At 61.1% G+C, this 22,929-nt stretch carries 23 protein-coding genes; 7 read left to right on the top strand and 16 right to left on the bottom strand.

What is annotated here, in order from left to right:
* Positions 1–55: 55 nt before the first annotated feature.
* Positions 56–1,369, top strand: a complete 1,314-nt coding sequence (gene gltP, locus KB890_RS12515; RefSeq protein ID WP_004146659.1) for a glutamate/aspartate:proton symporter GltP — start codon at positions 56–58, stop codon at positions 1,367–1,369.
* 36 nt (positions 1,370–1,405) lie between these two features.
* Here gltP and KB890_RS12510 read toward each other — a convergent pair whose 3' ends face one another.
* Complete coding sequence (locus KB890_RS12510; protein WP_004151733.1) at positions 1,406–2,092, bottom strand: tetratricopeptide repeat protein; 687 nt, start codon at positions 2,090–2,092, stop codon at positions 1,406–1,408.
* Positions 2,093–2,529: 437 nt separating this feature from the next.
* Between KB890_RS12510 and KB890_RS12505 the strand changes: the two genes are divergently transcribed.
* Positions 2,530–2,673, top strand: a complete 144-nt coding sequence (locus KB890_RS12505) for a hypothetical protein (protein ID WP_022631365.1) — start codon at positions 2,530–2,532, stop codon at positions 2,671–2,673.
* Here the strand turns inward: KB890_RS12505 and KB890_RS12500 are convergent.
* Positions 2,670–4,817 carry a formate dehydrogenase H subunit alpha, selenocysteine-containing gene (locus KB890_RS12500; protein ID WP_012737173.1) on the bottom strand — a complete coding sequence of 716 codons (2,148 nt, stop codon included), beginning with the start codon at positions 4,815–4,817 and terminating at the stop codon, positions 2,670–2,672. The genes KB890_RS12505 and KB890_RS12500 overlap by 4 nt on opposite strands.
* A 272-nt stretch (positions 4,818–5,089) precedes the next feature.
* On the opposite strand from KB890_RS12500, the gene KB890_RS12495 reads away from it, so the two are divergent.
* The 3 genes from KB890_RS12495 to KB890_RS12485 all read left to right on the top strand — a co-directional run bounded on the left by KB890_RS12495 (position 5,090) and on the right by KB890_RS12485 (position 7,585).
* Complete coding sequence (locus KB890_RS12495; protein ID WP_004178298.1) at positions 5,090–5,818, top strand: response regulator transcription factor; 729 nt, start codon at positions 5,090–5,092, stop codon at positions 5,816–5,818.
* An 85-nt stretch (positions 5,819–5,903) separates the two neighbouring features.
* Complete coding sequence (locus KB890_RS12490; protein WP_004177809.1) at positions 5,904–6,662, top strand: type IV toxin-antitoxin system AbiEi family antitoxin; 759 nt, start codon at positions 5,904–5,906, stop codon at positions 6,660–6,662.
* A 5-nt stretch (positions 6,663–6,667) separates the two neighbouring features.
* Positions 6,668–7,585, top strand: a complete 918-nt coding sequence (locus KB890_RS12485) for a nucleotidyl transferase AbiEii/AbiGii toxin family protein (RefSeq protein WP_004178299.1) — start codon at positions 6,668–6,670, stop codon at positions 7,583–7,585.
* Between the two features lie 124 nt (positions 7,586–7,709).
* Here the strand turns inward: KB890_RS12485 and KB890_RS12480 are convergent, their stop codons facing one another.
* The 4 genes from KB890_RS12480 to KB890_RS12465 all read right to left on the bottom strand — a co-directional run bounded on the left by KB890_RS12480 (position 7,710) and on the right by KB890_RS12465 (position 12,279).
* Positions 7,710–8,717: a carbohydrate kinase family protein gene (locus KB890_RS12480; RefSeq protein WP_004178300.1), complete on the bottom strand. Its 1,008-nt coding sequence runs from the start codon at positions 8,715–8,717 to the stop codon at positions 7,710–7,712.
* Positions 8,718–8,791: 74 nt separating this feature from the next.
* On the bottom strand, positions 8,792–9,733 hold the full coding sequence (locus tag KB890_RS12475; RefSeq protein ID WP_002885156.1) for an ABC transporter substrate-binding protein: 942 nt from the start codon (positions 9,731–9,733) through the stop codon (positions 8,792–8,794).
* A 30-nt stretch (positions 9,734–9,763) separates the two neighbouring features.
* Positions 9,764–10,762 (bottom strand): ABC transporter permease subunit, encoded by a 999-nt coding sequence (locus KB890_RS12470; protein ID WP_002885172.1) that lies wholly within the window; start codon positions 10,760–10,762, stop codon positions 9,764–9,766.
* Positions 10,759–12,279, bottom strand: coding sequence for a sugar ABC transporter ATP-binding protein (locus tag KB890_RS12465; protein WP_002885173.1), 1,521 nt, complete (start codon positions 12,277–12,279; stop codon positions 10,759–10,761). Before KB890_RS12465 ends, KB890_RS12470 begins: the two co-directional genes overlap by 4 nt.
* 179 nt (positions 12,280–12,458) lie before the next feature.
* Between KB890_RS12465 and KB890_RS12460 the strand changes: the two genes are divergently transcribed.
* Together KB890_RS12460 and yjdP are read left to right on the top strand one after the other, a co-directional pair.
* Positions 12,459–14,744 (top strand): ATP-binding protein, encoded by a 2,286-nt coding sequence (locus KB890_RS12460; RefSeq protein WP_004178301.1) that lies wholly within the window; start codon positions 12,459–12,461, stop codon positions 14,742–14,744.
* A 70-nt stretch (positions 14,745–14,814) separates the two neighbouring features.
* Complete coding sequence (gene yjdP, locus KB890_RS12455) at positions 14,815–15,168, top strand: DDRRRQL repeat protein YjdP (protein WP_004151729.1); 354 nt, start codon at positions 14,815–14,817, stop codon at positions 15,166–15,168.
* Between the two features lie 21 nt (positions 15,169–15,189).
* On the opposite strand, the gene phnP is transcribed toward yjdP, so the two are convergent.
* The 10 genes from phnP to phnF all read right to left on the bottom strand — a co-directional run bounded on the left by phnP (position 15,190) and on the right by phnF (position 22,868).
* Entirely contained in the window at positions 15,190–15,948 is a 759-nt protein-coding gene (gene phnP, locus KB890_RS12450; protein WP_004178303.1) for a phosphonate metabolism protein PhnP, read from the bottom strand.
* 15 nt (positions 15,949–15,963) lie between these two features.
* A complete protein-coding gene (phnN, locus tag KB890_RS12445) occupies positions 15,964–16,527 on the bottom strand; it encodes a ribose 1,5-bisphosphokinase (RefSeq protein WP_004178304.1) in 564 nt (187 codons plus the stop codon).
* Positions 16,527–17,663 carry an alpha-D-ribose 1-methylphosphonate 5-triphosphate diphosphatase gene (gene phnM / locus KB890_RS12440; RefSeq protein ID WP_004151726.1) on the bottom strand — a complete coding sequence of 379 codons (1,137 nt, stop codon included), beginning with the start codon at positions 17,661–17,663 and terminating at the stop codon, positions 16,527–16,529. The genes phnN and phnM overlap by 1 nt, the downstream gene beginning before the upstream one ends.
* Positions 17,660–18,340, bottom strand: a complete 681-nt coding sequence (gene phnL, locus KB890_RS12435; protein ID WP_020324981.1) for a phosphonate C-P lyase system protein PhnL — start codon at positions 18,338–18,340, stop codon at positions 17,660–17,662. Before phnL ends, phnM begins: the two co-directional genes overlap by 4 nt.
* 107 nt (positions 18,341–18,447) lie before the next feature.
* On the bottom strand, positions 18,448–19,206 hold the full coding sequence (gene phnK / locus KB890_RS12430) for a phosphonate C-P lyase system protein PhnK (protein WP_004178305.1): 759 nt from the start codon (positions 19,204–19,206) through the stop codon (positions 18,448–18,450).
* On the bottom strand, positions 19,203–20,051 hold the full coding sequence (locus KB890_RS12425; protein ID WP_002885202.1) for an alpha-D-ribose 1-methylphosphonate 5-phosphate C-P-lyase PhnJ: 849 nt from the start codon (positions 20,049–20,051) through the stop codon (positions 19,203–19,205). The genes phnK and KB890_RS12425 overlap by 4 nt, the downstream gene beginning before the upstream one ends.
* Positions 20,044–21,108: a carbon-phosphorus lyase complex subunit gene (locus tag KB890_RS12420; protein WP_004177786.1), complete on the bottom strand. Its 1,065-nt coding sequence runs from the start codon at positions 21,106–21,108 to the stop codon at positions 20,044–20,046. The genes KB890_RS12425 and KB890_RS12420 overlap by 8 nt, the downstream gene beginning before the upstream one ends.
* Positions 21,109–21,693 (bottom strand): phosphonate C-P lyase system protein PhnH, encoded by a 585-nt coding sequence (gene phnH, locus KB890_RS12415; protein ID WP_020324977.1) that lies wholly within the window; start codon positions 21,691–21,693, stop codon positions 21,109–21,111.
* Positions 21,690–22,142 (bottom strand): phosphonate C-P lyase system protein PhnG, encoded by a 453-nt coding sequence (gene phnG / locus KB890_RS12410; RefSeq protein WP_002885214.1) that lies wholly within the window; start codon positions 22,140–22,142, stop codon positions 21,690–21,692. The genes phnH and phnG overlap by 4 nt, the downstream gene beginning before the upstream one ends.
* The gene (gene phnF, locus KB890_RS12405) at positions 22,143–22,868 is read right to left on the bottom strand and encodes a phosphonate metabolism transcriptional regulator PhnF (protein WP_004177785.1); all 726 of its coding nucleotides are present in this window, start codon (positions 22,866–22,868) and stop codon (positions 22,143–22,145) included.
* Positions 22,869–22,929: the final 61 nt, after the last annotated feature.

Here is a 22,929-nt window from a genome sequence, read left to right as displayed (position 1 = left end):
CTGCAGTGGGTACCATGACGAAAAGGAATGGTGCCTTTCATTGAGGAAGTCAGTAGTGAAGAAAACAAAAAAAGTCAGTCTGGCCTGGCAAATTTTGCTAGCCCTGGTGCTGGGTATCCTTCTGGGCAGTTATCTGCATTACCACGCTGAAAGTCGCGATTGGTTAATTAGCAATTTGCTGACGCCGGCGGGCGATATCTTTATCCATCTGATTAAAATGATCGTGGTCCCGATTGTCATTTCGACCCTGGTGGTCGGGATTGCCGGCGTGGGTGACGCCAAACAGTTAGGGCGGATCGGTGCCAAAACCATTATCTATTTCGAAGTGATCACCACGGTGGCGATTGTGCTGGGTATCACCCTGGCCAACGTCTTCCAGCCGGGGACGGGCATTGATATGTCGCAGCTGGCGGCAGTTGATATTTCGAAATATCAGAACACCACCGCCGAAGTGCAGAGCCATGCGCACGGCCTGATGGGCACCATCCTGTCGCTGGTGCCGACCAATATCGTGGCATCGATGGCGAAAGGCGATATGCTGCCGATTATCTTCTTCTCGGTGCTGTTTGGCCTGGGGCTCTCCTCGCTGCCGGCGACCCACCGTGAGCCGCTGGTGACGGTCTTCCGCTCTATCTCCGAGACCATGTTTAAAGTCACCCATATGGTGATGCGCTATGCGCCGGTCGGGGTATTCGCCCTGATTTCGGTAACCGTCGCCACCTTCGGTTTCGCCTCGCTGTGGCCGCTGGCCAAGCTAGTGTTGCTGGTTTACTTTGCGATCCTGTTCTTCGCGCTGGTGGTGCTGGGGATTGTCGCGCGCCTGTGTGGTCTGAGCATCTGGATCCTGATCCGCATCCTGAAAGATGAGCTGATTCTGGCTTATTCTACCGCCAGTTCGGAGAGCGTACTGCCGCGCATTATTGAGAAGATGGAAGCCTACGGCGCGCCGGCGTCGATCACCAGCTTTGTGGTGCCGACCGGTTACTCCTTCAACCTCGATGGTTCAACGCTGTATCAGAGCATCGCGGCGATCTTTATCGCCCAGCTGTACGGTATTGACCTCTCTATCTGGCAGGAGATTACCCTGGTGCTGACCCTGATGGTGACCTCGAAAGGGATCGCCGGCGTGCCGGGCGTCTCCTTCGTGGTGCTGCTGGCCACCCTGGGTAGCGTCGGGATCCCGCTGGAAGGGCTTGCCTTTATTGCCGGCGTCGACCGTATCCTCGACATGGCGCGTACCGCGCTGAACGTGGTGGGTAATGCGCTGGCGGTGCTGGTTATCGCCAAGTGGGAGCATAAGTTCGATCGCAAAAAAGCGCTGGCCTATGAACGCGAAGTGCTGGGCAAGTTTGATAAAACCGCCCAATAAAACACAAAGCCCGGCGCGATAGCGCCGGGCTTTTTCTTATCCTTTACTGATCCGGTCAAACTCTTCGCAGCCGGTATCAAACCCCTCCAGGCAACTGACGTTGAGCCAGTGCAGCGCCTTCTGCTTATTCGGTTCGATAAAGCCTTTTTCTCCCTGCTGGAACATCATCCCTGCCCAGTATTCGGCATAGCCGGTGCGGGAAAGTGATGAACTGCCTTTGAAGTATTCGCTTGCTTTCACATCATCCTCCGGGCCGTGTACGCCGCTGGCGTAGATCAGCCCCAGCAGCATCTGGGCATCTACCGCCGCATCGCTTTCGCTATCCCGGGCAGCATCCTGCAGCAGCGTGATGGCGTGCGCTACGTCGGTGGCGCCAGCCTGACGGTTGACCAGCACCCGCGCGAGGACGATCTCTCCGGATTTACTGCCGGCCTCGACGGCTTTTTCCGCCAGTTGGCGGGCCTGCGGATAGTCCGCCTGTTGGGGGTTACGGATTTTGAGCTGCGCCAGCAGCGCCAACGCATCGCCATCGCCCTGGGCGGCCGCCTTCTGCGCCCAGTATTCGGCTTTTTGATAATCGCCGGAGCTGACCCAGGTATCGGCAAGGTAATATTGCGCGCGTCGATCGCCGGCTTCGGCCTGCTGTTGATACTGACTGCCAGGTTCGGTGGCCACCGCTGCGCCGCTGGTGAAAACCAGTAGAAATAAAAAGAGGTATTTCATTTGTATTTATTATCAGTAAGGAACATAGCGCGCAGTATAAAGGGAGGCGAAAAAGAAGAAAATGGCGGGTATCGGTAGGTAGGGCCGATTTGCGCTACCTGACCGTAGGCCCGCGCCAGCGCAGCGCCGCCGGGCGACAGACTGCGGACACGGAGCCGCTTGTGTGCCGGGTGGCGGCTGCGCCTGACCCGGCCTACGGATGGAGATGCTCCTGCCAGCCGTAGGCCCGCGCAAGCGCAGCGCCGCCGGGCGACAGACTGCGGACACGGAGCCGTTTATGTGCCGGGTGGCGGCGGCACCTGACCCGGCCTACGGATGGAGGTGCTCCTGCCAACCGTAGGCCCGCGCAAGCGCAGCGCCGCCGGGCGACAGACTGCGGACACGGAGCCGTTTATGTGCCGGGTGGCGGCGGCGCCTGACCCGGCCTACGGATGGAGATGCTCCTGCCAACCGTAGGCCCGCGCAAGCGCAGCGCCGCCGGGCGGCAGACTGTGGACACGGAGCCGTTTATGTGTCGGGTGGCGGCTGCGCCTGACCCGGCCTACGCATCGCGCGAGCCGGGTCAGACCGCCGAACCTTAACCCATCGCGCTTTCGCGCAGGCGGGATTTCAGCTTGTTGTACTCGTCGATCACGTACTGTTCCGCGGCGCGCTGATCGGCAATCCGCTCAACGTTGACCGCGCAGTACTTGTACTCCGGCGTTTTGGTTATCGGACTCAGGTTCTCTGAGACCAGCTCGTTACAGGCGCCGATCCACCACTGGTAGGTCATGTACACCGCGCCTTTATTCGGCCGATCGCTGACCTGCGCGCGGGTGATGATGCGCCCCTTACGCGAATTGACCCATACCAGCTCTTCATCTTCGATGCCTAGCCGTTCGGCGTCGGCGGTGTTGATTTGCGCATAGCCTGGTTCATCCGCCAGCGCCGCCAGCGCCGCGCAGTTACCGGTCATTGAACGGCACGAGTAGTGGCCGACCTCGCGCACCGTCGACAATACCATCGGGTACTCATCGGTAAGCTTATCGATCGGCGCGACCCAGTCGCAGGTGAAGAACTGCGCCAGTCCGTTCGGGGTATCGAACTTCTCTTTAAACAGATACGACGTTCCCTGATCGGCGTCGGACTCATCGCGGCACGGCCACATGACATAGCCGAGCTCACCCATTTTCTCGTAGGTGGCGCCGTAGAAGTCCGGGCACAGATGCCGCAACTCGTCCCAGATCTCCTGGGTGTTGTTGTAATGCATCGGATAGCCCATCCGGGTGGCGATTTCGCTGATGATCTGCCAGTCGGTTTTCAGGTCCCACTTCGGCTCCACCGCTTTAAAGAAGCGCTGGAAGCCGCGGTCCGCTGCGGTATACACGCCTTCGTGCTCGCCCCACGAGGTGGACGGCAGGATGACGTCGGCCGCGGAGGCGGTTTTGGTCATGAAAATGTCCTGGACGATAACCAGTTCCAGATCGTCGAACGCTTTGCGGACCGCCGAGAGTTCGGCGTCGGTCTGCAGCGGATCCTCACCCATAATGTACGCCGCCCGCACTTCACCGTGCGCCGCGCGGTGTGGCAATTCGCTGATGCGATAGCCGGTATGCGCAGGCAGGCTTTCCACGCCCCAGGCTTTGGCGAATTTTTCGCGGTTCTCCGGGAACTTGACGTACTGATAGCCCGGATAGGTATCCGGTAGCGCACCCATATCGCAGGCGCCCTGAACGTTGTTTTGGCCGCGTACCGGGTTGACGCCGACGCTCGGCTTGCCGAGGTTGCCGGTGAGGATCGCGAGGCTGGTCAGCGACCGCACCGTCTCCACGCCCTGGTAGAATTGGGTGACGCCCATGCCCCACAGGATGGCGGCGGATTTGGCGCTGGCATACATCCGGGCGCAGGCGCGGATCTCCTGGGCGCTGACCCCAGTGATCTCCTCCACCGACTCCGGCGTATAGCCTTCAACGATTTTGCGATACTCCTCGAAGCCTTCGGAACGGCTGGCGACGAAGGATTTATCGTACAGATCCTCTTCAATAATCACGTGGCCAATGGCGTTGAGCAGCGCGATGTTCGAGCCGTTCTTCAGCGCAATGTGCATATCGGCGATGCGCGCGGTTTCAATTTTGCGCGGGTCGCAGACGATAATTTTCGCCCCGTTGCGTTTAGCGTTAATGACGTGATTCGCCACGATAGGGTGGGAATCCGCCGGGTTGTAACCGAAGATAAACACCAGATCGGTGTTATCAATCTCCGTGATGGCATTACTCATGGCGCCGTTACCGACCGACTGGTGCAGACCTGCAACCGAAGGGCCGTGTCAGACGCGAGCGCAGCAATCGACGTTATTGGTGCCAATAACGGCGCGCGCGAATTTTTGCATCACATAGTTGGTTTCATTACCGGTGCCGCGGGAGGAGCCGGTGGTTTGGATCGCATCCGGGCCATATTTGGCTTTAATGGCGCTGAGGCGGGTGGCGACGTAATCCAGCGCCTCGTCCCAGGAGACGGCTTCCAGCTTGCCGCCGCGTTGACGGCGGATCATGGGGGTTTTCAGGCGCGGCGTTAGGATCTGGGTATCGTTAATGAAGTCCCAGCCATAATAGCCCTTCAGGCACAGGGTTCCCTGGTTGGTTTTCCCCTGCGCCGCTTCAGCCCGAACGATTTTGCCGTTATCGACCACCAGGTTGATTTTGCAACCTGATGCGCAATACGGGCAAACCGTGACGACTTTTTTCATCGGTCTTGCTCCAGTTATTCAATGGGCGCGTTTGCGCTATCGCGCCGTCACTATGCATCTTCTATGCCATATTTTCATTGTGGGTATTCCTTGATGATACGCGGGTTTTTTGGGCGGAATGCTGACGAAAAACAGCCTGTCGACAGATTTGACGTGTCGATACCCTGGAGATGTGACGGCGCTTGAAAAAATGTCACCGGGAGAGGAATTTGTCGGCGCAGGCTTGCAGAATCGATCAGACTGACACTAATTCCCGGCGGGCAGAGGCAAAAATGAAACCAGTCATTTTAGTGGTGGATGATGACAGGGCGATGGGCGAGCTGCTCAGCGATGTGCTCGGCGCGCACGCGTTTGAAGTGCTTGTCAGCCAGACCGGCAACGACGCGCTGGCGACGGTGGCGCAGCGGGCGGATATCGCGCTGGTCTTACTGGACATGATCCTGCCGGATACCTATGGCCTGCAGGTGCTCCAGCAGCTGCAGCGCACGCGGCCTGAGCTGCCGGTGGTGATGCTCTCCGGTCTGGGCAGTGAGTCTGATGTGGTGGTGGGCCTGGAGATGGGCGCCGATGATTACATCGCCAAACCGTTCAGCTCGCGGGTGGTGGTCGCCCGGGTGAAAGCGGTACTGCGACGCAGCGGGGCGCTGGCCGGCGAGGCGCCGGGCGCCGGTGCTGGCCTGACGTTTAACGGCTGGCGGCTGGATACCACGCGCTGTGAACTGTATAACCCGCAGCAGCAGGCGATCCCGCTGACCCAGGGAGAATATGGCCTGCTGCTGGCGCTGGCGCAGAACGCGCGCCGGGTATTGAATCGCGAACAGCTGCTGGCGCTGACTCATAATGAAAGCACCGAGGTATTCGACCGGACCATCGATGTGCTGATCATGCGCCTGCGGCGCAAAATTGAGCTCAACCCGCATCAGCCGACGTTGATTAAAACCCTGCGCGGTCTGGGCTATGTCTTTTCCGCCGACGTGACCCACAGCGAGAAGGCGGCGTAGGGCGGGTTTGCTGCCAACCCGCTGTTGACTTTATTTGGCGCAGGGAGTTTACTTTTTTTATTAAAGTGACACTCTGGGTTAATCTATGGCAACAAAATTAAACTGGCTGCTGCAAAACAGCGCTCCCGGAGATGTGATCCTTCAGTCCTGGTTAAGCCAGCATGCCATCTCTCCCTCTCTGGCCTTTAAATACGCGCAAAGTGGCTGGTTAAAAAAAAGAGGCAACGGCGTATATGCGCGTGCGGGACGTGAGCCGGAGTGGAACGATGCATTAGCATGTTTGCAAAATCAGCTTGCCGCTCCGGTGTATGTTGCGGGGCTCAGTAGCTTAGTCTGGCAGGGCCGTTCACACTATCTACAGCTAAAACAAAACCAGTGCTGGCTTAGTGTGGAAAATAAAGCGCTGCTGCCGAAATGGTTCAGGGAATTCCCGGGTGTGGAGTGGATAGTCATATCGGGGAAAAAACTGCCGGTGCTGGATGATAGATACCGTGTAACGCTTGATATAAAAGGGAAAAAACTCATCGGCAGTGCGCCAGAACTGGCTGCTTACGAGTTGCTGAGCGCGGTGCCGGGGACCCTCTCATTTAACCACGCTGCAGAGCTTTTCCAGGGGCTGGTTAATCTTAATCCTCGTAAAGTAGAGTATCTTCTTTCCGTCAGCCAGTCCGTGCAGGCCAAGCGTTTGTATCTCTTCTTCGCCAGTTTTTACGAGCATGGCTGGCTCAAACGAATCGATAGCCAAAAAATCGATCTGGGAGCGGGCAAGCGGCAAATCGTGGAAAATGGAAAGTTCAATGCTCAATACCAAATCACAGTGCCTGAACGCTTTCAAAAGGAATAAAAAATATGGATATACAGGCGCCTTATTATCGGCAGGTTGCTCTGCTAATGCAGGTTTTACCCTATGTTGCTGTCGAACGGGAATTTGCGCTGAAAGGTGGCACTGCCATCAATCTCTTTATCCGCGATTTCCCTCGATTATCGGTGGATATCGACCTCGCCTGGGTGCCCCTGGAAAGCAGAGCCATCGCTTTACCTCATATACGGGATGCGCTTGCACGTATTGCCGCCAATCTGCAACAACAGGCAGGTATGAGCGCTGTATTACAAGCTAATCGTTCAGATGAGATGCGTGTCATTGTTACTACCGATAGCGCGCAAATAAAGATAGAGGTTTCACCGGTCGCCCGGGGAACATTATATCCATCACAGGAGCGAGAAGTGGTGGGGGCGGTAGAGGACGTTTTTGGCTATGCCAGCCTTCCAGTGGTTTCGTTGCCTGACCTCTACGGTGGAAAATTATGCGCGGCGCTGGATCGCCAGCATCCCAGAGATTTTTATGACGTGAAATTACTTCTTGATGCGCAGGAGCTTGACCGTCCCATTTTCAATGGGTTTATCGCGTATTTACTGAGCCATAATCGGCCTCTGGCTGAAGTGCTGAATCCTCGCTGGAAAGATATTGCTGAACCTTTTTACCGTGAATTCAGCGGGATGACATTTGAGACGATAGCCCTGGAGGAACTGACAGCAGTCCCCAACAGGATGATTGCTGCGTTAAAATCCTGTTTCACACAACAGGATGTCGATTTTTTACTGTCATTTAAACGAGGCGAACCAGACTGGCGTTTAGCGCCGGAAATGCGTATTCAGGATTTGCCTGCCGTGCAGTGGAAATTGCGCAATATTCATCAGATGCCAGCGATAAAACGCGCTGAGTCATTAGATAAACTGGAAAAGGTGCTGGCCGAGTGGCGCAGTTAGTTACCTGGCCCGCCCTTGTTGAACTCAGCGTAAAACAGGCGTGATTTGAATAAACCGTATCCCTTTTCTCGCCATGACACGCCGTTCTCCTGTGGCATCGCCCTGATAGCGGGATCTACTCGATCTAAACATTCTGCAACTGAATAAACGCCTGCAGCTCAGGGAGCGTTTTGGCGCCGTCGATCGCATTGGCGGCCTGCAGGCTGGCGCGGGCGCAAGCGTGAGCCAGCTGCAGACTGGCGGTTAACGGCCAGCGTTCGTGGCTGCCGTACAGCAGGCCGGCGCAGAAGGCGTCCCCCGCGCCGACGCTGCCGATAATCTCCTCCGGCGGCAGCCGCCATGACGGTACCCAGCGCCCGGCTTCGGTACGGGAGACGCCCCATGCCCCCTCCGGACAATGGATCACTACCCGCTGGCGTACGCCGGCGTCAAGCAATGCGCTGGCGGCGCGGGCGATATTGGCGACGTGCGGCTCGCCGTTGGGTAGACGAATCTCCAGCCCGCTAAACTCGCTGGCTTCCAGTTCATTGATGGTCAGGTAGTCAAGATGCTTCAGCGCCGGCAGGACCAGCGGCCGGTAGCGCGGGTCGCCCTTGCGCGACACCAGATCGAGGGACACCTCATAGCCTCGCTCGCGCATCTGCGCCAGCAGTCGCGCGCTGCGGGTGCCGTACACTTCATCGGGGCGATCGAGGCTTTCGAGCAGCAGCAGATAGCCGAGATGGAAAATTTTCAGCGGCGCATCCAGCGGCTCAAAAGCCGGGAGATCAAGCAGGCGGTTGGCGCCGGGAGAGTGAAAGAAAGTGCGCTGGCCTTCGGCGTCGGTCATCACCTGGGTCATCGAGGTGGGGGCGGAGCTGGTGCGCTGTACGAGCTGGCGATTGATATGGTACTGATCGAGCATGGCGGTGATGTAGTCGCCATCGTTATCCTCGCCAATCAGGCCGACCGCCTGCAGCGGCAGCCCGGCGTGCATTTTGGCCAGGGTCAGCAGGACATTCAGCGGCGCGCCGCCGGTGGCGCGTTCACTATGGACAATTTCCACCAGCCAGCCGCGCTCCGGCCACTGCCCGATCTGATGGACATGATCGACCAGCATGTTGCCTGCGGCAATAATGCCTTTCCGTTCCATGATCGCTACTCCGCGCCGTCATATTCGTTAAGCGTAGCGCACAATCGGCGGAACGATTGTGCGCCTGGTTGCGCTTATTTCACGGTCCAGCCTTTGTAAGAGCTGACGTTATTTTTGTCGATCATCGTCACCGGGATCAGTACCGGCGCGGTCGGCGCCGGTTTTCCCTGCAGGATGTCGTAGCCAATCTCCACCGCCTTCGCCGCCATCACCTGTGGGTCCTGCGCTGGGGTGGCGACGAACAGCGAGTTCTTACGCTTCAGCGCCTCTTCGCCGTCCGGGCTGCCGTCGACGCCGACGATGAAGAACTCGCTGCGCTGCGCCTGTTTCGCTGCCAGATCGGCACCAATCGCCGTCGGATCGTTGATCGCGAACACGCCGTCAATCTTCGGATTGGCCGCCAGCAGGGAGGTCATCACCTCCAGGCCGCCTTCCCGGCTGCCTTTGGCGTTCTGGTTGGCGGAGAGGATTTTAATGTCCGGGTGTTTTTTGAACTCCGTTTCGCAGCCTTCGACGCGGTTTTGTACGGCGGAGACCGGCGGCCCGTTGATGATCACCACGTTGCCTTTGTTGTTCAGGCGGTCGCTAATGTATTTACAGGCCAGCTCGCCCGCCTGGGTGTTATCGGAGGTGATGGTGGCGTCGGCCCCTTCGGCGGCGACGTCAACCGCCACCACCACGATCCCGGCCTCTTTGGCCCGCTTCACCGCCGGGCCAATGCCTTTCGAATCTGCGGCGTTGAGGATGATCATATCGACTTTGGCGGCGATAAAGTTATCGATCTGCGCCACCTGCTGGCCCAGATCGTAGCCGCTGGAGACCAGCGTCACTTTGACGTTATCCCCCGCCAGTTTGCGGGCCTCCAGCTCCGCCCCTTTGGTGATCTGTACAAAGAACGGGTTGGCAAGGTCGCCCACCGTCACGCCAATCGCTTTCAGCTCTTTGGCCGACGCAAAAGGGGAGGCGGCCAGCAGCGCGCCAGCACACAGCGCGGTGACTATCGGTTTTAAACGCATTCGCTTTTCCTCGCAGGTAAGATGTTGTTGTTATGCACTTTGATGATGTCGGGTACGGTATTTGTCGATCAGCACCGCAATGATGATCACCGCCCCTTTGATCACCAGTTGCCAGAAGTAGGAGACCCCCATCAGGGTCATGCCGTTATTGAGGGTGGCGATAATTAGCGCCCCCACCAGCGTACCGGTGATGGTGCCGATACCGCCGACGAAGCTGGTGCCGCCGAGAATGACCGCGGCGATGGCGTCCAGCTCGTAGCCGACGCCGAGGTTGCCGTTGGCGCTGTACAGCCGCGAAGCGCTCATCACCCCGCCAAGGCCGGAGAGCAGGCCGCTCATGCCATAGACAAACAGCAGCACCAGCCAGACTTTGATGCCGGTCAGCCGCGCCGCCTGCATGTTGCCGCCCACCGCGTAGATATGCACCCCAAGGGTGGTGCGGCGCAGGATAAACCAGCACACCGCGATCACCGCCAGGGCGATGACTACCAGCCACGGCACCGGGCCGAGGTAGTCATTGCCGATCCACTCGAAGCTGATATCGGAGTTGATCACCGTGGTGCCGTCGGCCAGCAGATAGGCGGCGCCGCGCAGCGCCGTGTAGGTGCCGAGGGTGACGATAAACGGCGGCAGCCCGGCGAAGGCGACCAGCGCGCCGTTGAACAGGCCGAGCAGCAGGCCGAGCATCAGCGCCGCCGGAATCGACAGCAACGCAAACGCCGGGATCAGCGACACCACCATCGCGGCCACTGCGGTGGTGCCAAGGATGGAGCCGACGGAAAGGTCAATGCCGCCGGTGAGGATGATGAAGGTCATTCCCGCCGCCAGCACAATGTTGATCGAGGCCTGGCGGGTGATATTCAGCAGATTGCTTTCCGTGAAAAAGTTGGGGGCGATAAAGCCGAAAACGGCGACGATCAGGATGAGGATCGGCAGAATGCCGACGGTCTGCATCAGGTCGCCCATCAACATTTTTTTCGCCGAAGCGGATTTCGCGACCGGCGCGGAGGTCTCTTTCGGTATGCTCATAGTTGCCCTGCCTTAAGGTGAGAATCGGTCACGCCGGTGGCCAGCGTCATGATACTTTCCTGGCTAATATCACCGGCCTGTAGCTCGCCGGCGATAACGCCCTCGCGCATCACATAGACCCGGTCGCTCATGCCCACCACTTCGGGCAGCTCGCTGGAGATCATCAGAATGGCGACGCCCTGGCGCGCCATGTCGTTCATGATGCGGTAAATTTCGCTTTTCGCGCCGACGTCGACGCCGCGGGTGGGTTCATCGAGGATTAGAATGCGCGGGCCAATCGCCACCCAGCGCGAAATTAACAGCTTCTGCTGGTTGCCGCCGGACAGTCCGCCGGCGCGCACCTGGGCGTGCGGCACGCGGATGTTAAGCAACTGGATGGCGTCATCGGAGATGGTTTGCGCCTTCCGGCGGTTGAGCATCCCCCAGGTCGCGTCGCGCTCCAGCGTCGCCATGGTGATGTTTTCCTGGGCTGCCAGTTCGAGAAACAACCCCTGTTCTTTGCGGTTTTCGGTCAGAAAGCCGATCCCGAGGTCGATGGCTTCCCGCGGCGAGTGGATCACCACCGGCTCGCCGTCGATCTCAATCACCCCGGCGGTGGCTTTGCGCACCCCGAAGATCAGCTGCGCCAGTTCGGAACGCCCGGCGCCGACCAGCCCGGCGAGGCCGACGATTTCGCCGGCATGCACCACCAGGCTGCTGGGCTTAATCTTGCCGCCATCGGTCAGATCCTCGACCCGCAGGCGCGGCTGGCCGCGGGGAATGTCACGTTCTTTATTGAACAGATCGCTGAGCGGCCGACCGACCATCATGCGCACCAGCTCCGGCGCGTTGAGCTTGTCGCGCACCAGGCTGCCGACATACTGCCCATCGCGCAGGACGCTGACCCGGTCGGAGAGCTCATACACTTCCGCCATGCGGTGGCTGATATAGATGATCGCCATCCCCTCATCGCGCAGGCGCAGGATGAGCTCGAACAGGCGCTGGGTTTCCCGCGAGGAGAGGGCGGCGGTGGGTTCATCCATCACCAGAATGCGGCTTTGACGGTGCAGGGCGCGAGCGATCTCCACCTGCTGCTGTTCGGCGATGGTCAGGGTCATCACCCGGTCGCTGGCTTTGAACTGGGCGCCGAGACGGTCGATCACCGCCTGCGCCTGGCTGAGCATGGCTTTGCGCTGCACCAGACCACCGCGCGCCAGCTCGCTGCCGAGGAAAATGTTTTCCGCGACGGTCAGGTTCGGCGCCAGCTGCATCTCCTGGTAGATCAATGTGATCCCGGCGGCCAGCGCGTCCTTGGGGCCGCGGATGGTTTGCGGTTTTCCGTCGATCAGGATCTCGCCGCTGGTGGCGGTATAGGCGCCGGCGAGGATCTTCATCAGCGTGCTTTTTCCGGCGCCGTTCTCCCCCATCAGGGCATGGATCTCGCCGGGCCAGACCGTCAGGTCGACGCCCTTCAGCGCGTAGAATTTGCCAAAAGCTTTGGCGATATGGCGCATTTCCAGTACCGGGGTGGCGGTCATCGCGGCGCTCCTGTCTGTAAGAACAATAGCTGCAGTCCACCACCGGAAAATAAATGCAGAATGTCAGAATCCATTCATATTTGTCATAGTGATAAATAGTTAACCGCGATCACAGTTACGCGGCGTCATTTTCTGCACCGTCACGCTTATCTGCCGACCGATCCTTCACCGGAGTTGTTATGACCGCTCGCCGACACCCGTTTTTCACCAGCGCCCGTGGCCGCCTGCTCTCCTTTAATCTGCTGATGGGCGTGGTCACCCTGTTGGTCAGCGGCGTGGCGGTGTTCGGCTTTCACCACGCCAGCCAGCTGCAGGAGCAGGTGCAGCGCCAGACTCTCAACGACATGCGCGGCAGTATGGATCTGGCGCGGGACACGGCGAATGTCGCCACGGCGGCGGTGCGCCTGTCGCAGGTGGTGGGGGCGCTGGAGTACAAAAGCGAAGCGGAACGGCTGCTGGCGACGCAGCAGGCGCTGAAGCACTCGCTGGCCCAGCTGGCGGCGGCCCCGCTGGCGCAGCAGGAGCAGGCGCGGGTGGCCAATATTATTCGCCGCAGCAACGCGCTGCAGCAGAGCGTGGCGGAGATGCTGGAGCGCGGCCAGCGCCGCCATCTGCAGCGCAATGCGCTGCTGAGTTCGCTTTACCAGAATCAGAGTAACCTGCGCCATCTCGCCGATCTTAACGATCGCGGCGGGGATAAGGCGATCGATCCGCGCCGGCTGGCCGAGATGGACCGGCTGATCGTGGCTGCGATCCATACCGTCACGCCGCGGTCGATCGTCCTGCAACTCGACCAGCTGCGCGGCGCCCTGCCGACACGCAGCGCCGATCCCGCGCTGGCGTTTGTCCTCCCTGATGTGACCCGCGAGCTGGCGACGCTGGCCCCGCTGTCGGCCCAGCTGGAGGAGAGCGACCTGACGATCAGCTGGTACATGTATCACATCAAAGCGCTGGTCGCGTTGCTTAACGAAGATATCAATCAGTACGTGACCCGGGTGGCGGAAGCCTCAGAGCAGCGGGCGGCGCAGAGCCATCGGGAGCTGCGCTCCATCAGTATGTTTATTCTGCTTTCCGCACTGCTGGCGCTGGCGATCACCGGCTGCGCCGGGTGGTACATATACCGTAATCTCGGCTCGAACCTGACCGCCATCTCGCGGGCGATGTCGCGGCTGGCTCAGGGAGAGCCGAACGTCTCGGTGCCGGCCCTGCAGCGGCGCGACGAGCTGGGGGAGCTGGCGCGGGCCTTTAACGTTTTCGCCCGCAATATGGCGTCGCTGGAGCACACCACCCGGCTGCTGAAAGAGAAGACCAACCAGATGGAGATCGATCGGATTAAGCGCCAGGAGCTGGAGGAGGCGCTGCTGCATAGTCAGAAGATGAAGGCCGTCGGCCAGCTGACCGGAGGTCTGGCGCATGACTTTAACAACCTGCTGGCGGTGATTATCGGCAGCCTTGAGCTGGTGGAGCCGGATGCGCGCGATGCGCCGCGCCTCTCCAGGGCGCTGAAGGCGGCGGAGCGTGGGGCGCTTCTGACCCAGCGGCTGCTGGCCTTTTCGCGCAAGCAGGCGCTGCATCCCCAGGCGGTGGCGATGGCGCCGCTACTGGAGAACCTCAGCGAGCTGATGCGTCACTCCCTGCCGGCGACCTTAAGCCTGGAGATTGAGGCGCAGTCGCCGGCGTGGCCGGCATGGATAGACGTTGGCCAGCTGGAAAACGCCCTGATCAATCTGGTGATGAACGCCCGCGACGCCATGGCGGGGCGCGACGGGGTCATCAAAATACGCACCTGGAATCAGCGGGTCACCCGCAGCAGCGGCCAGCGGCAGGATATGGTGGCCCTGGAGGTGATCGATCATGGCAGCGGGATGTCGCAGGCGGTGAAAGCCCGGGTGTTTGAACCTTTCTTCACCACCAAAGCCACCGGCAGCGGCAGCGGCCTGGGGCTGTCGATGGTGTATGGCTTTGTGCGCCAGTCTGGCGGCCGGGTGGCGCTGGAGAGCGCGCCGGGGCAGGGGACGACGGTGCGGCTGCAGCTGCCGCGAGCGTTGACCGAGGTTGAGAAGGAGGTGGCGCCAGCGGTGGACGAGCCGTCCCCGGCGGGCGAGCGGCTGGCGCTGGTGCTGGAAGATGAAGAGGATGTCCGCCAGACGCTATGTGAACAGCTGCATCAGCTGGGCTGGCTGACGCTGGAAACCGCCAGCGGTGAAGAGGCGCTGCAGCTGCTGGAGGCCTCGCCGGATATTGCCCTGCTGATTAGCGATCTGATGCTGCCCGGCGCCCTGAGCGGCGCCGATGTGATCCATACCGCCCGACGCCGCTTTCCGGCGCTGCCGGTGCTACTGATCAGCGGCCAGGATTTGCGTCCAGCGCAGAACCCGGCCCTGCCGGAGGTTGAGTGGCTGCGTAAGCCGTTTACCCGCGCCCAGCTGGCGCAGGCGCTGAGCGCGGCGTACGCGAGGATTTGAGATTCCTCCGCTACCCGGGTTTCATGCGGATGATTAAGGTAGCGGCAGGACTCTGATGAGATTGGCCCCGATGAAACGTTACGCAACCGCACTGCTCTTTTGCACTCTGTCGCTGACCAGCCTGGCCGCTCGCGCCGATATTATCGATGACGCGATCGGCAATATTCAGCAAGCCATTAACGACGCCTATAACCCGGGCAGCAGTCGCTCCGATGACGACGACAGATACGATGACGATGGCCGGTATGATGACGGGCGCTATCAGGGGAGCCGTCAGCAGAGCCGTGACAGTCAGCGCCAGTATGACGAGCGGCAACGCCAGCTGGACGAGCGCCGCCGCCAGCTGGATGAACGCCAGCGTCAGCTCGACCGCGATCGTCGTCAGTTAGAAAGCGACCAGCGTCGTCTGGATGATAGCTACTGATCGCCCCGCGGCGGCCAGCGCTTAATCCAGCGCTATTTCCATCCCGTCATAGCCCGCTTCGAAACCTGTCGGCAGCGGGTTATCCATCATCCAGACGTCAAACTGGTGGCTGATATGGGTGAGGATCACCCGCGGACAGCCAATGACCTGGTTAAGGCTGCGGACGGTGTTTAGATCGTTATGGTTACGCGGGGTCTGCGCGCGCGGCTCATGACTGCAGTCGATGATCATCGCCTGCGGGCGGTTATTGAGCAAAAACTTCAGCGTTTTGTCCGGCAGCCCGGCGGTATCCGAGAGCCAGGCCAGCCGGCTGTGGGCCGACTCCAGCAGATAACCAAAGGTCAGCTTCGAGTGATTAAGGGGTAGGGGCGTCACCCGCAGCCCCTGCAGGTTAAACATCACAAACGGCGTGACGGTATGGCTAAAGTCAAGCAGACCGGGGTGTTTGAGCAGATCGTCGCAGCCGGCGTCATCCGGCGGGCCATAGACCGGAATCGACGCGCCGACTCCCCAGCGCAGCGGAAACAGCCCCTGCACATGATCCAGATGGTAGTGGGTCAGCAGCACCTGTTGAAAGCTGCCGGCGGGATGATGCTCCATCAGATCCGGTCGTCCGGCATCGAGCAGCGTCACGGCGCTGTTGAACGTGACCACTCCGCTACAGGGGCGGCGGCGGTGATTTTCCTCGCGGCGGGCGCGGCGGCAGGCCGCGCAGTCGCAGCCGAAGACCGGCACCAGCTGAGCGCCGCCGGTGCCGGTTAAGCGGAGGGTCAGGCTCATCGTGTCACCTTTTGTTTATACCAGTTGATCCGCTTCGCGCGCCGCGTGGCTGCGCAGCAGGCGGAAAAATTCATCGACCGATTGTCGGAGACTGCCGTCGTTATTCAATGTCAGGCAGTTGTCCGGCTTATAGCGCGCGGCGCGTTCCAGACGCTGGGCGATTTCCAGCGTGTTTTCCCGGCCGCGCTGCTCCAGCCGCTGGCGCAGCACCGGCGGCGAGACGGCGAGACAGATCGGCACCAGCACCTCGCCGTAACGTTCCCGGGCCAGCGCCAGGTGGGCGCGGGAGCCGTTGGCCACCACGTCAAAGCCGGCGTGCAGCCAGAGGTCGATCTCCACGCCAATGCCATAGTAAGTATTGTTGGCGTGCCAGCTGAGAGCAAAAAGATGCTGCTCGGCGCGGGTAAAAAACTCATGTTCGCTGAGGGCGATATGATTCTCGCTGCCCGCGTTAAACGGGCGGGTTATGTAACGATGGGCCACCAGCAGCTGCGGGTGCTCGCGCTGGCGCAGCGCCGCCAGCAGGCTATCTTTACCGGAGCCGGAGGGGCCCACCAGCCAAATCAGTTTTCCTGGCATTAAAAGACCCTCTTTCCCTGGCGCCAGACATGGTCGATCTGGATATGTTCGCCGCGACGGTGCGCCAGCACCAGGTCGGCGCGTTTCCCCTCGGCGATGACGCCGCGATCGTCAAGGCCCAGCGCCTGCGCCGGATGCTGACTGACCAGACGGATCGCCTGTGGCAGGGTGAAGGCATTGTCCTCGGCGTCGGCGATACGGAAAGCGGCATCCAGCAGGCTGGCGGGGTAATAGTCAGATGAGAGGATGTCCAGCAAACCGTGGCTCGCCAGCTGGTGGGCGGCGACGTTGCCGGAGTGGGAACCGCCGCGCACGATATTCGGCGCCCCCATCAGGACGTGCATCCCGTGCTGACGTGAAGCCTGCGCCGCGGCCAGCGTGGTGGGAAACTCGGCGATCACGCTCCCTAGCTGGTGGGATTCGGCCACATGCGCCTCGGTGGCGTCGTCGTGGCTGGCGAGGGCGATACGGCGGGCGCGGCACATGGCGGCGATGGTCTGGCGATTGGGCTGCGACCAGGTGGCGGCCAGAGCCATCTGCTCGGCTTCAAAACGGTCCATTTCGTCATGCGTCAGATGATATTTGCCCTGATAATAATCGCGGTACTTGCTGCGATCGGCGTACTGACGCTGGCCCGGCGAGTGGTCCATCAGAGAGACCATGCTCACCGACTCGCGATCGATCAGCTTTTCAAACAGCGGCAGCGTGGTGTGATGCGGCAGCTCGCAGCGCAGGTGCAGGCGGTGTTCGGCGCGGTTGAGACCGCGCTTTTGCGTCTCCTCCACGGCATTGACCATCTTCTCCAGATTCTCAAGACGATCGCCGCCATCGCGCACGTCGCCAATCGCCACGGCGTCCAGCACGGTGGTGATGCCGCTGGCGACCATCATGGCGTCATGGCTGCTCATCGCCGAGTGGGCCGGCCAGTCTACCTTCGGCCGCGGGGTAAAGAACTTGTCGAGGTTATCGGTATGCAGCTCGATAAGGCCCGGCAGCAGCCAGCCGCCTTCCCCATCCAGCGCCTGCGGCAGCCGGCTCTGGCTTTCGGCGAAGGCGAGGATGCGACCGTCATGGACTTCCAGCGAACCGTGGACCACCTCGTCGTCGAGAACCAGTTTTACGTTATTGATAATCATGCTGTCATTCCCATAGAGTGCAGTCGGTCGGCGACCTGACGGCGTACCCCTTCGTCATGGAAAATCCCCACGATGGCCGCGCCGCGCGCTTTGGCATCGTGGATCAGGTTGACCACGGCAGCACTGTTTTTGCTATCCAGTGAGGCGGTGGGTTCATCAAGGAGCAGGATCGGATAGTCGACCGCAAAACCGCGGGCGATGTTGACCCGCTGCTGCTCGCCGCCGGAAAAGGTGGACGGCGCAAGGTGCCACAGGCGTTCCGGAACGTTGAGGCGGGTCAGGAGCTGGGCGGCTTTGGCGGCGCTCGCTTCGCGCGGCGTCCCAAGATCGAGCAGCGGCTGCATCACCACCTCCAGCGCCGAAATGCGCGGGATCACCCGTAGAAACTGGCTGACCCAGCCGATGGTGGTTTTGCGCACTTCCAGCACCTTGCGTGGGGTGGCGGTGACCAGGTCCACCCATTCGTCGCCGTGGCGGATATGGATATGGCCGCTGTCCGGCAGATAATTGGCGTACAGCGAACGCAGCAGGGTCGATTTGCCGCTGCCGGAGTGACCGTGGAGCACCACGCACTCCCCGGCGTTAACGGTCAGCGAGGCGTCGGCCAGCACCGGCAGACGCACGCCGTGCTGCTGGTGCAGAACAAAGGTTTTATGGACGTTTTCAACGCGGATCATGTTAGCTCTCACGGGGTTGAGTTGCCGGGTGGCGCTTCGCTTACCCGGCCTACGAATAACGCACCTGTGGGCCGGGTAAGGCGCAGCCGCCACCCGGCAAAACAGCATTAATTCTGCAACACCGACGACACCAGCAGCTGGGTGTAAGGATGGTGCGGATCGTCGAGCACCCGGTCGGTTAAGCCACTCTCCACCACCTGGCCCTGCTTCATCACCAGCAGACGGTTCGCCAGCAGGCGAGCGACGCCGAGATCGTGGGTAACAATCACCACCGCCAGATTCAGCTCCACCGCCAGGCCGCGCAGCAGGTCTAGCAGCCGCGCCTGCACGGACACATCCAGCCCGCCGGTGGGTTCATCCATAAACACCAGCTTCGGCTGGGTGACCAGATTGCGGGCGATCTGCAGACGCTGCTGCATGCCGCCGGAGAAGGTGGTGGGCAGGTCGTCGATGCGCGAGGGCGGGATCTCCACCTCCTGCAGCCACTTTTCGGCGGTGGCGCGAATGTTGCCGTAGTGGCGGGCGCCGGTGGCCATTAGCCGTTCGCCGATGTTGCCCCCGGCGGAGACCTGGCGACGCAGACCGTCCATCGGGTGCTGATGCACTACGCCCCATTCGGTGCGCAACAGGCGTCGGCGTTCGGCTTCGCTCATGGCGTACAGCGAGCGCTGCTGGTACAGCACCTCGCCCTGCTGCGGCGTCAGGCGGGCGGAGATTGCCTTCAGCAGGGTGGTTTTACCGGAGCCGGACTCGCCGACGATGCCGAGCACTTCTCCCGGCCACAGCTCGAAGGAGACATCGCGAAAACCTTTATCCGGGGCGTAGAGATGGGTCAGGTTATTCACAGCAAGTAATGGCTGGTTCATTTTTTCTGCCCCTCGCTCTGCTGGCGGCAATAGTCGGTATCGGAGCAGACAAACATCCGCTGGCCGCTGTCATCCAGCACCACTTCGTCGAGGTAGCTGTGGCGCGAGCCGCAGATGGCGCAGGGCTCATCCCACTCCTGCACGGTAAAGGGATGGTCGTCGAAATCGAGACTCTCCACCGGGGTATAGGGCGGCACGGCGTAGATCCGCTTTTCGCGCCCGGCGCCGAACAGCTGCAGCGCCGGCATCATGTGCATTTTCGGGTTATCGAATTTCGGGATCGGCGAAGGGTCCATCACGTAGCGGCCATTGACCTTCACCGGATAGGCGTAGGTGGTGGCGATATGGCCGAAGCGGGCGATATCTTCATACAGTTTCACCTGCATGACGCCGTACTCTTCCAGGGCGTGCATGGTGCGGGTTTCGGTTTCACGCGGCTCGATAAAGCGCAATGGCTCCGGGATCGGCACCTGGTAGATCAGGATCTGATCCTCCACCAGCGGCGTCTCCGGGATCCGGTGGCGGGTCTGGATCAGGGTGGCGTCTTCGGTACGCTCGGTGGTGGCGACGCCGGTGACGCGCTTAAAGAACTGACGAATCGACACCGCGTTGGTGGTGTCATCCGCGCCCTGGTCAATCACCTTCAGCACGTCGTTCTCACCGATGACGCTGGCGGTCAGCTGGATGCCGCCGGTGCCCCAGCCGTAGGGCATTGGCATTTCGCGCCCGCCGAACGGCACCTGGTAGCCGGGAATCGCTACCGCTTTGAGAATAGCCCGGCGGATCATGCGCTTGGTTTGCTCGTCGAGGTAAGCAAAGTTATAGCCAGTCAGTGGGTTAGCCACGTTCGTTCTCCCGTTGCAGGCGTTTCAGCAGCGCCAGTTCGGCCTGGAAATCGACATAGTGCGGTAGCTTCAGATGCGAGACGAAGCCGGCCGCTTCGACGTTATCGGCGTGAGCCAGCACAAACTCTTCATCCTGCGCCGGGCCGGCAATCTCTTCGTCATAGTCCGGCGCCTGCAGCGCACGGTCGACCAGCGCCATGGCCATCGCTTTGCGCTCGCTCATGCCGAAGGTCAGGCCGTAGCCGCGGGTGAAGTGCGGCGGCTCCTCCTGCGGGGCGACGAAGCCATTAACCATCTCGCACTCGGTCAGCAGCAGCTCGCCAATATTGACGCTAAAGCCCAGCTCTTCCGGGACGATTTCCACCTGCACGTAGCCGCTGCGGATCTCGCCGGCAAACGGATGGTTGCGGCCATAGCCGCGCTGGGTCGAATAGGCCAGCGCCAGCAGGTAGCCTTCATCGCCGCGCATCAGCTGCTGCAGGCGCGAGGAACGCGAGCAGGGGTAGACCGGCGGGGTGCGGGTGATATCGTCGGGCGGCGTGCCGCGATCTTCCTCGGTCTTCGCCAGCCCCTGCTGCGTGAGCAGGCTAAAGACGTGCGGCGTCGGCTCTGCTTCGCCATCGGCTTGCTGCACAGACGGCGCTTCGCCATTGGCCAGCAGGGTAAAATCGAGCAGGCGGTGGGTGTAGTCGTAAGTGGGGCCCAGCAGCTGGCCGCCGGGGATATCTTTATACACTGCGGAGATGCGGCGTTCGAGGCGCATCTCCGCGGTATTAATCGGTTCGCTGACCGCCAGCCGCGGCAGGGTGGTGCGGTAGGCGCGCAGCAGGAAGATCGCTTCGACGTTATCGCCGCTGGCCTGCTTCAGCGCCAGCGCCGCCAGTTCGCGGTCGGCGATCCCGCCCTCGGTCATCACCCGGTCCACCGCCAGGCTGAGCTGGTCGCCTATCTGTTCGACGCTCAGTTCGGGAAGCCGTCCATCGCCCCGTCGTTTCTGTTCCTGTAAGGCGTGAGCGGCGCGGATCGCCTTCTCGCCGCCCTTGACGGCAACGTACATTTAGCACACCTCCACGTGGGTGGTGCGCGGGATCGCCAGCAGGCGCTCGCCGCAGGTGAGGATCAGGTCGATACCCAGCGGGAACGGATGCGGGCGTTCGGTTAATTCGTCGATGATGCAGTCCGGCAGCTGCGGCGCGATCATTCGCTCTTCGGCAATGCCTGCCCCGGTCAGGCGCAGCATGCGTCCGCCGCTGAGGCTGGCAAGCTGAACGATCAGTGTGACGCCGGTTTCCGGCGCGGTGACGGTGCCAGCGGAAAGGACGTTGAGCTGCTCGGCGCTGATACCGTCATTGGCGACGGCAAAGACCGCCTGCTGCGGCTGGTCCACCAGCGGCGCGCCGGTATGAAAGCGCAGATTCTGTCCCACCAGATCGTTACGCAGAGTGCTGGCGAGCCAGACCGGTGTTTCATGATCGGCAAGGGTCAACAGCAGGCTGGTGGAGGCCACGTTCAATGGCTGCCAGCCGTGCTGAAGCTGCTGCAGGGAGACAATCACCCCCGGCTCGCTCATCGCTTTCAGCAGGCGACGAAAACTGTGTTGGGCATCCTGCACAGCCAGGGTAAAAGCGGGTTGTAAGGTCATACGTTATCTCCGCGAACCAGGGTAAAGAAGTCGACCCGGCTGGCGTTGACTTCGGCGCGTCGGGCTTCAATGCGCGCGCTGCGTAGCGCTTCCAGCGGGGTTATCAGGGTTTCCATTAAGGTGTGAAAATGGCGGGGCGACTGCAGCAGGGCGTCGATCGCCGCGCAGCGTTCAGCGTGCGGGCGGTCGCGGCCTAAGATCCAGCTGTAACCGAGGGTACCGTCAGCCAGGCGTACCGCTGCGCGGGTAAGGGTGGCGTCGCCGGCAAAGAAGCGGTCGCCGATACCGCCCATGCGGGCCTGGAGCTGTACCAGCCCGGTCTCCGGGGTGCGAATCAATTCATATTCCGGCGCCAGCTGCAGGGACTGCATGCGCGCCAGAAGGTCCTGCGGTTCACTGTGGGCCAGCACGGACATCCAGCGCTGGCGGGTGGCGGTATCGAAGTGCATTCAGTGCTCCATGGTAAATTCAATCATGTCGGCGCGGGTCAGGCTGACGGAGTACTCCGCCGTGAGCGACTCGCCCTCGCGGCTATTGAGCGTGCGGACGCAGAGCAGCGGCGCCATATTGGGGATTTCCAGCAGCTTGCTCTCTTTTGCCTGCGCGCGGCGGGCGCTAATTTTGGTGCGTACGCGGGTCAGTTCGACGTCGAGCCGATCGCGTAGCAGATCGTGCAGCGAGCCGTGGCTGAAGGTCTGTAGCACCGGCCAGAAGCGCAGGTCAGCGAAGTAGTGGTCAATCAGGCACAGGGCGACGCCATTGACCCGGCGCAGGGTACGCAGGTGGATCACGTTCTCGCCCTCATTGATGCCAAAGGCCTCGGCGACATGGGCGCTGGCGGGGCGCAGCACCGACAGCAGCTTTTCGCTGGTGGGATCGCTGCCTTGTTCCAGCAGGTTTTGGCTGAAGCGCGCCTGGGCGTTAAGCGGGTAGTCGATGGGGCGCATCAGCACCAGCACACCCACGCCCTGACGGCGCTGAACCCAGCCGCGCTCAACCAGCTGGTCGATAGCCCGGCGCAGGGTGTGGCGGTTAACGTCGAAGCGCGTCGCCAGCTGCTGCTCGGCGGGCAGATAGTCGCCGCAGCGATAGTGGTGGCGCAGCTCCTGCTCAAGTCGGGCGGCGATTTCCTGATAGCGCGTGGGGTAACTGGTCGGATGTCTGGACAGGTGCATGGTCATCAAGCCTCACACAGCATAGGCGAGGAGCTTCCTCGCGTTGTGGGCCGATCCTGAC

The sequence above is a fragment of the Klebsiella sp. P1954 genome (assembly GCF_018199955.1).
In the GTDB taxonomy this organism is placed as follows: Bacteria; Pseudomonadota; Gammaproteobacteria; order Enterobacterales; family Enterobacteriaceae; genus Klebsiella; species Klebsiella pneumoniae.
The sequence above is the reverse complement of the archived record's forward strand: the minus strand, read 5'-3'. Positions and strand labels throughout refer to the sequence as shown.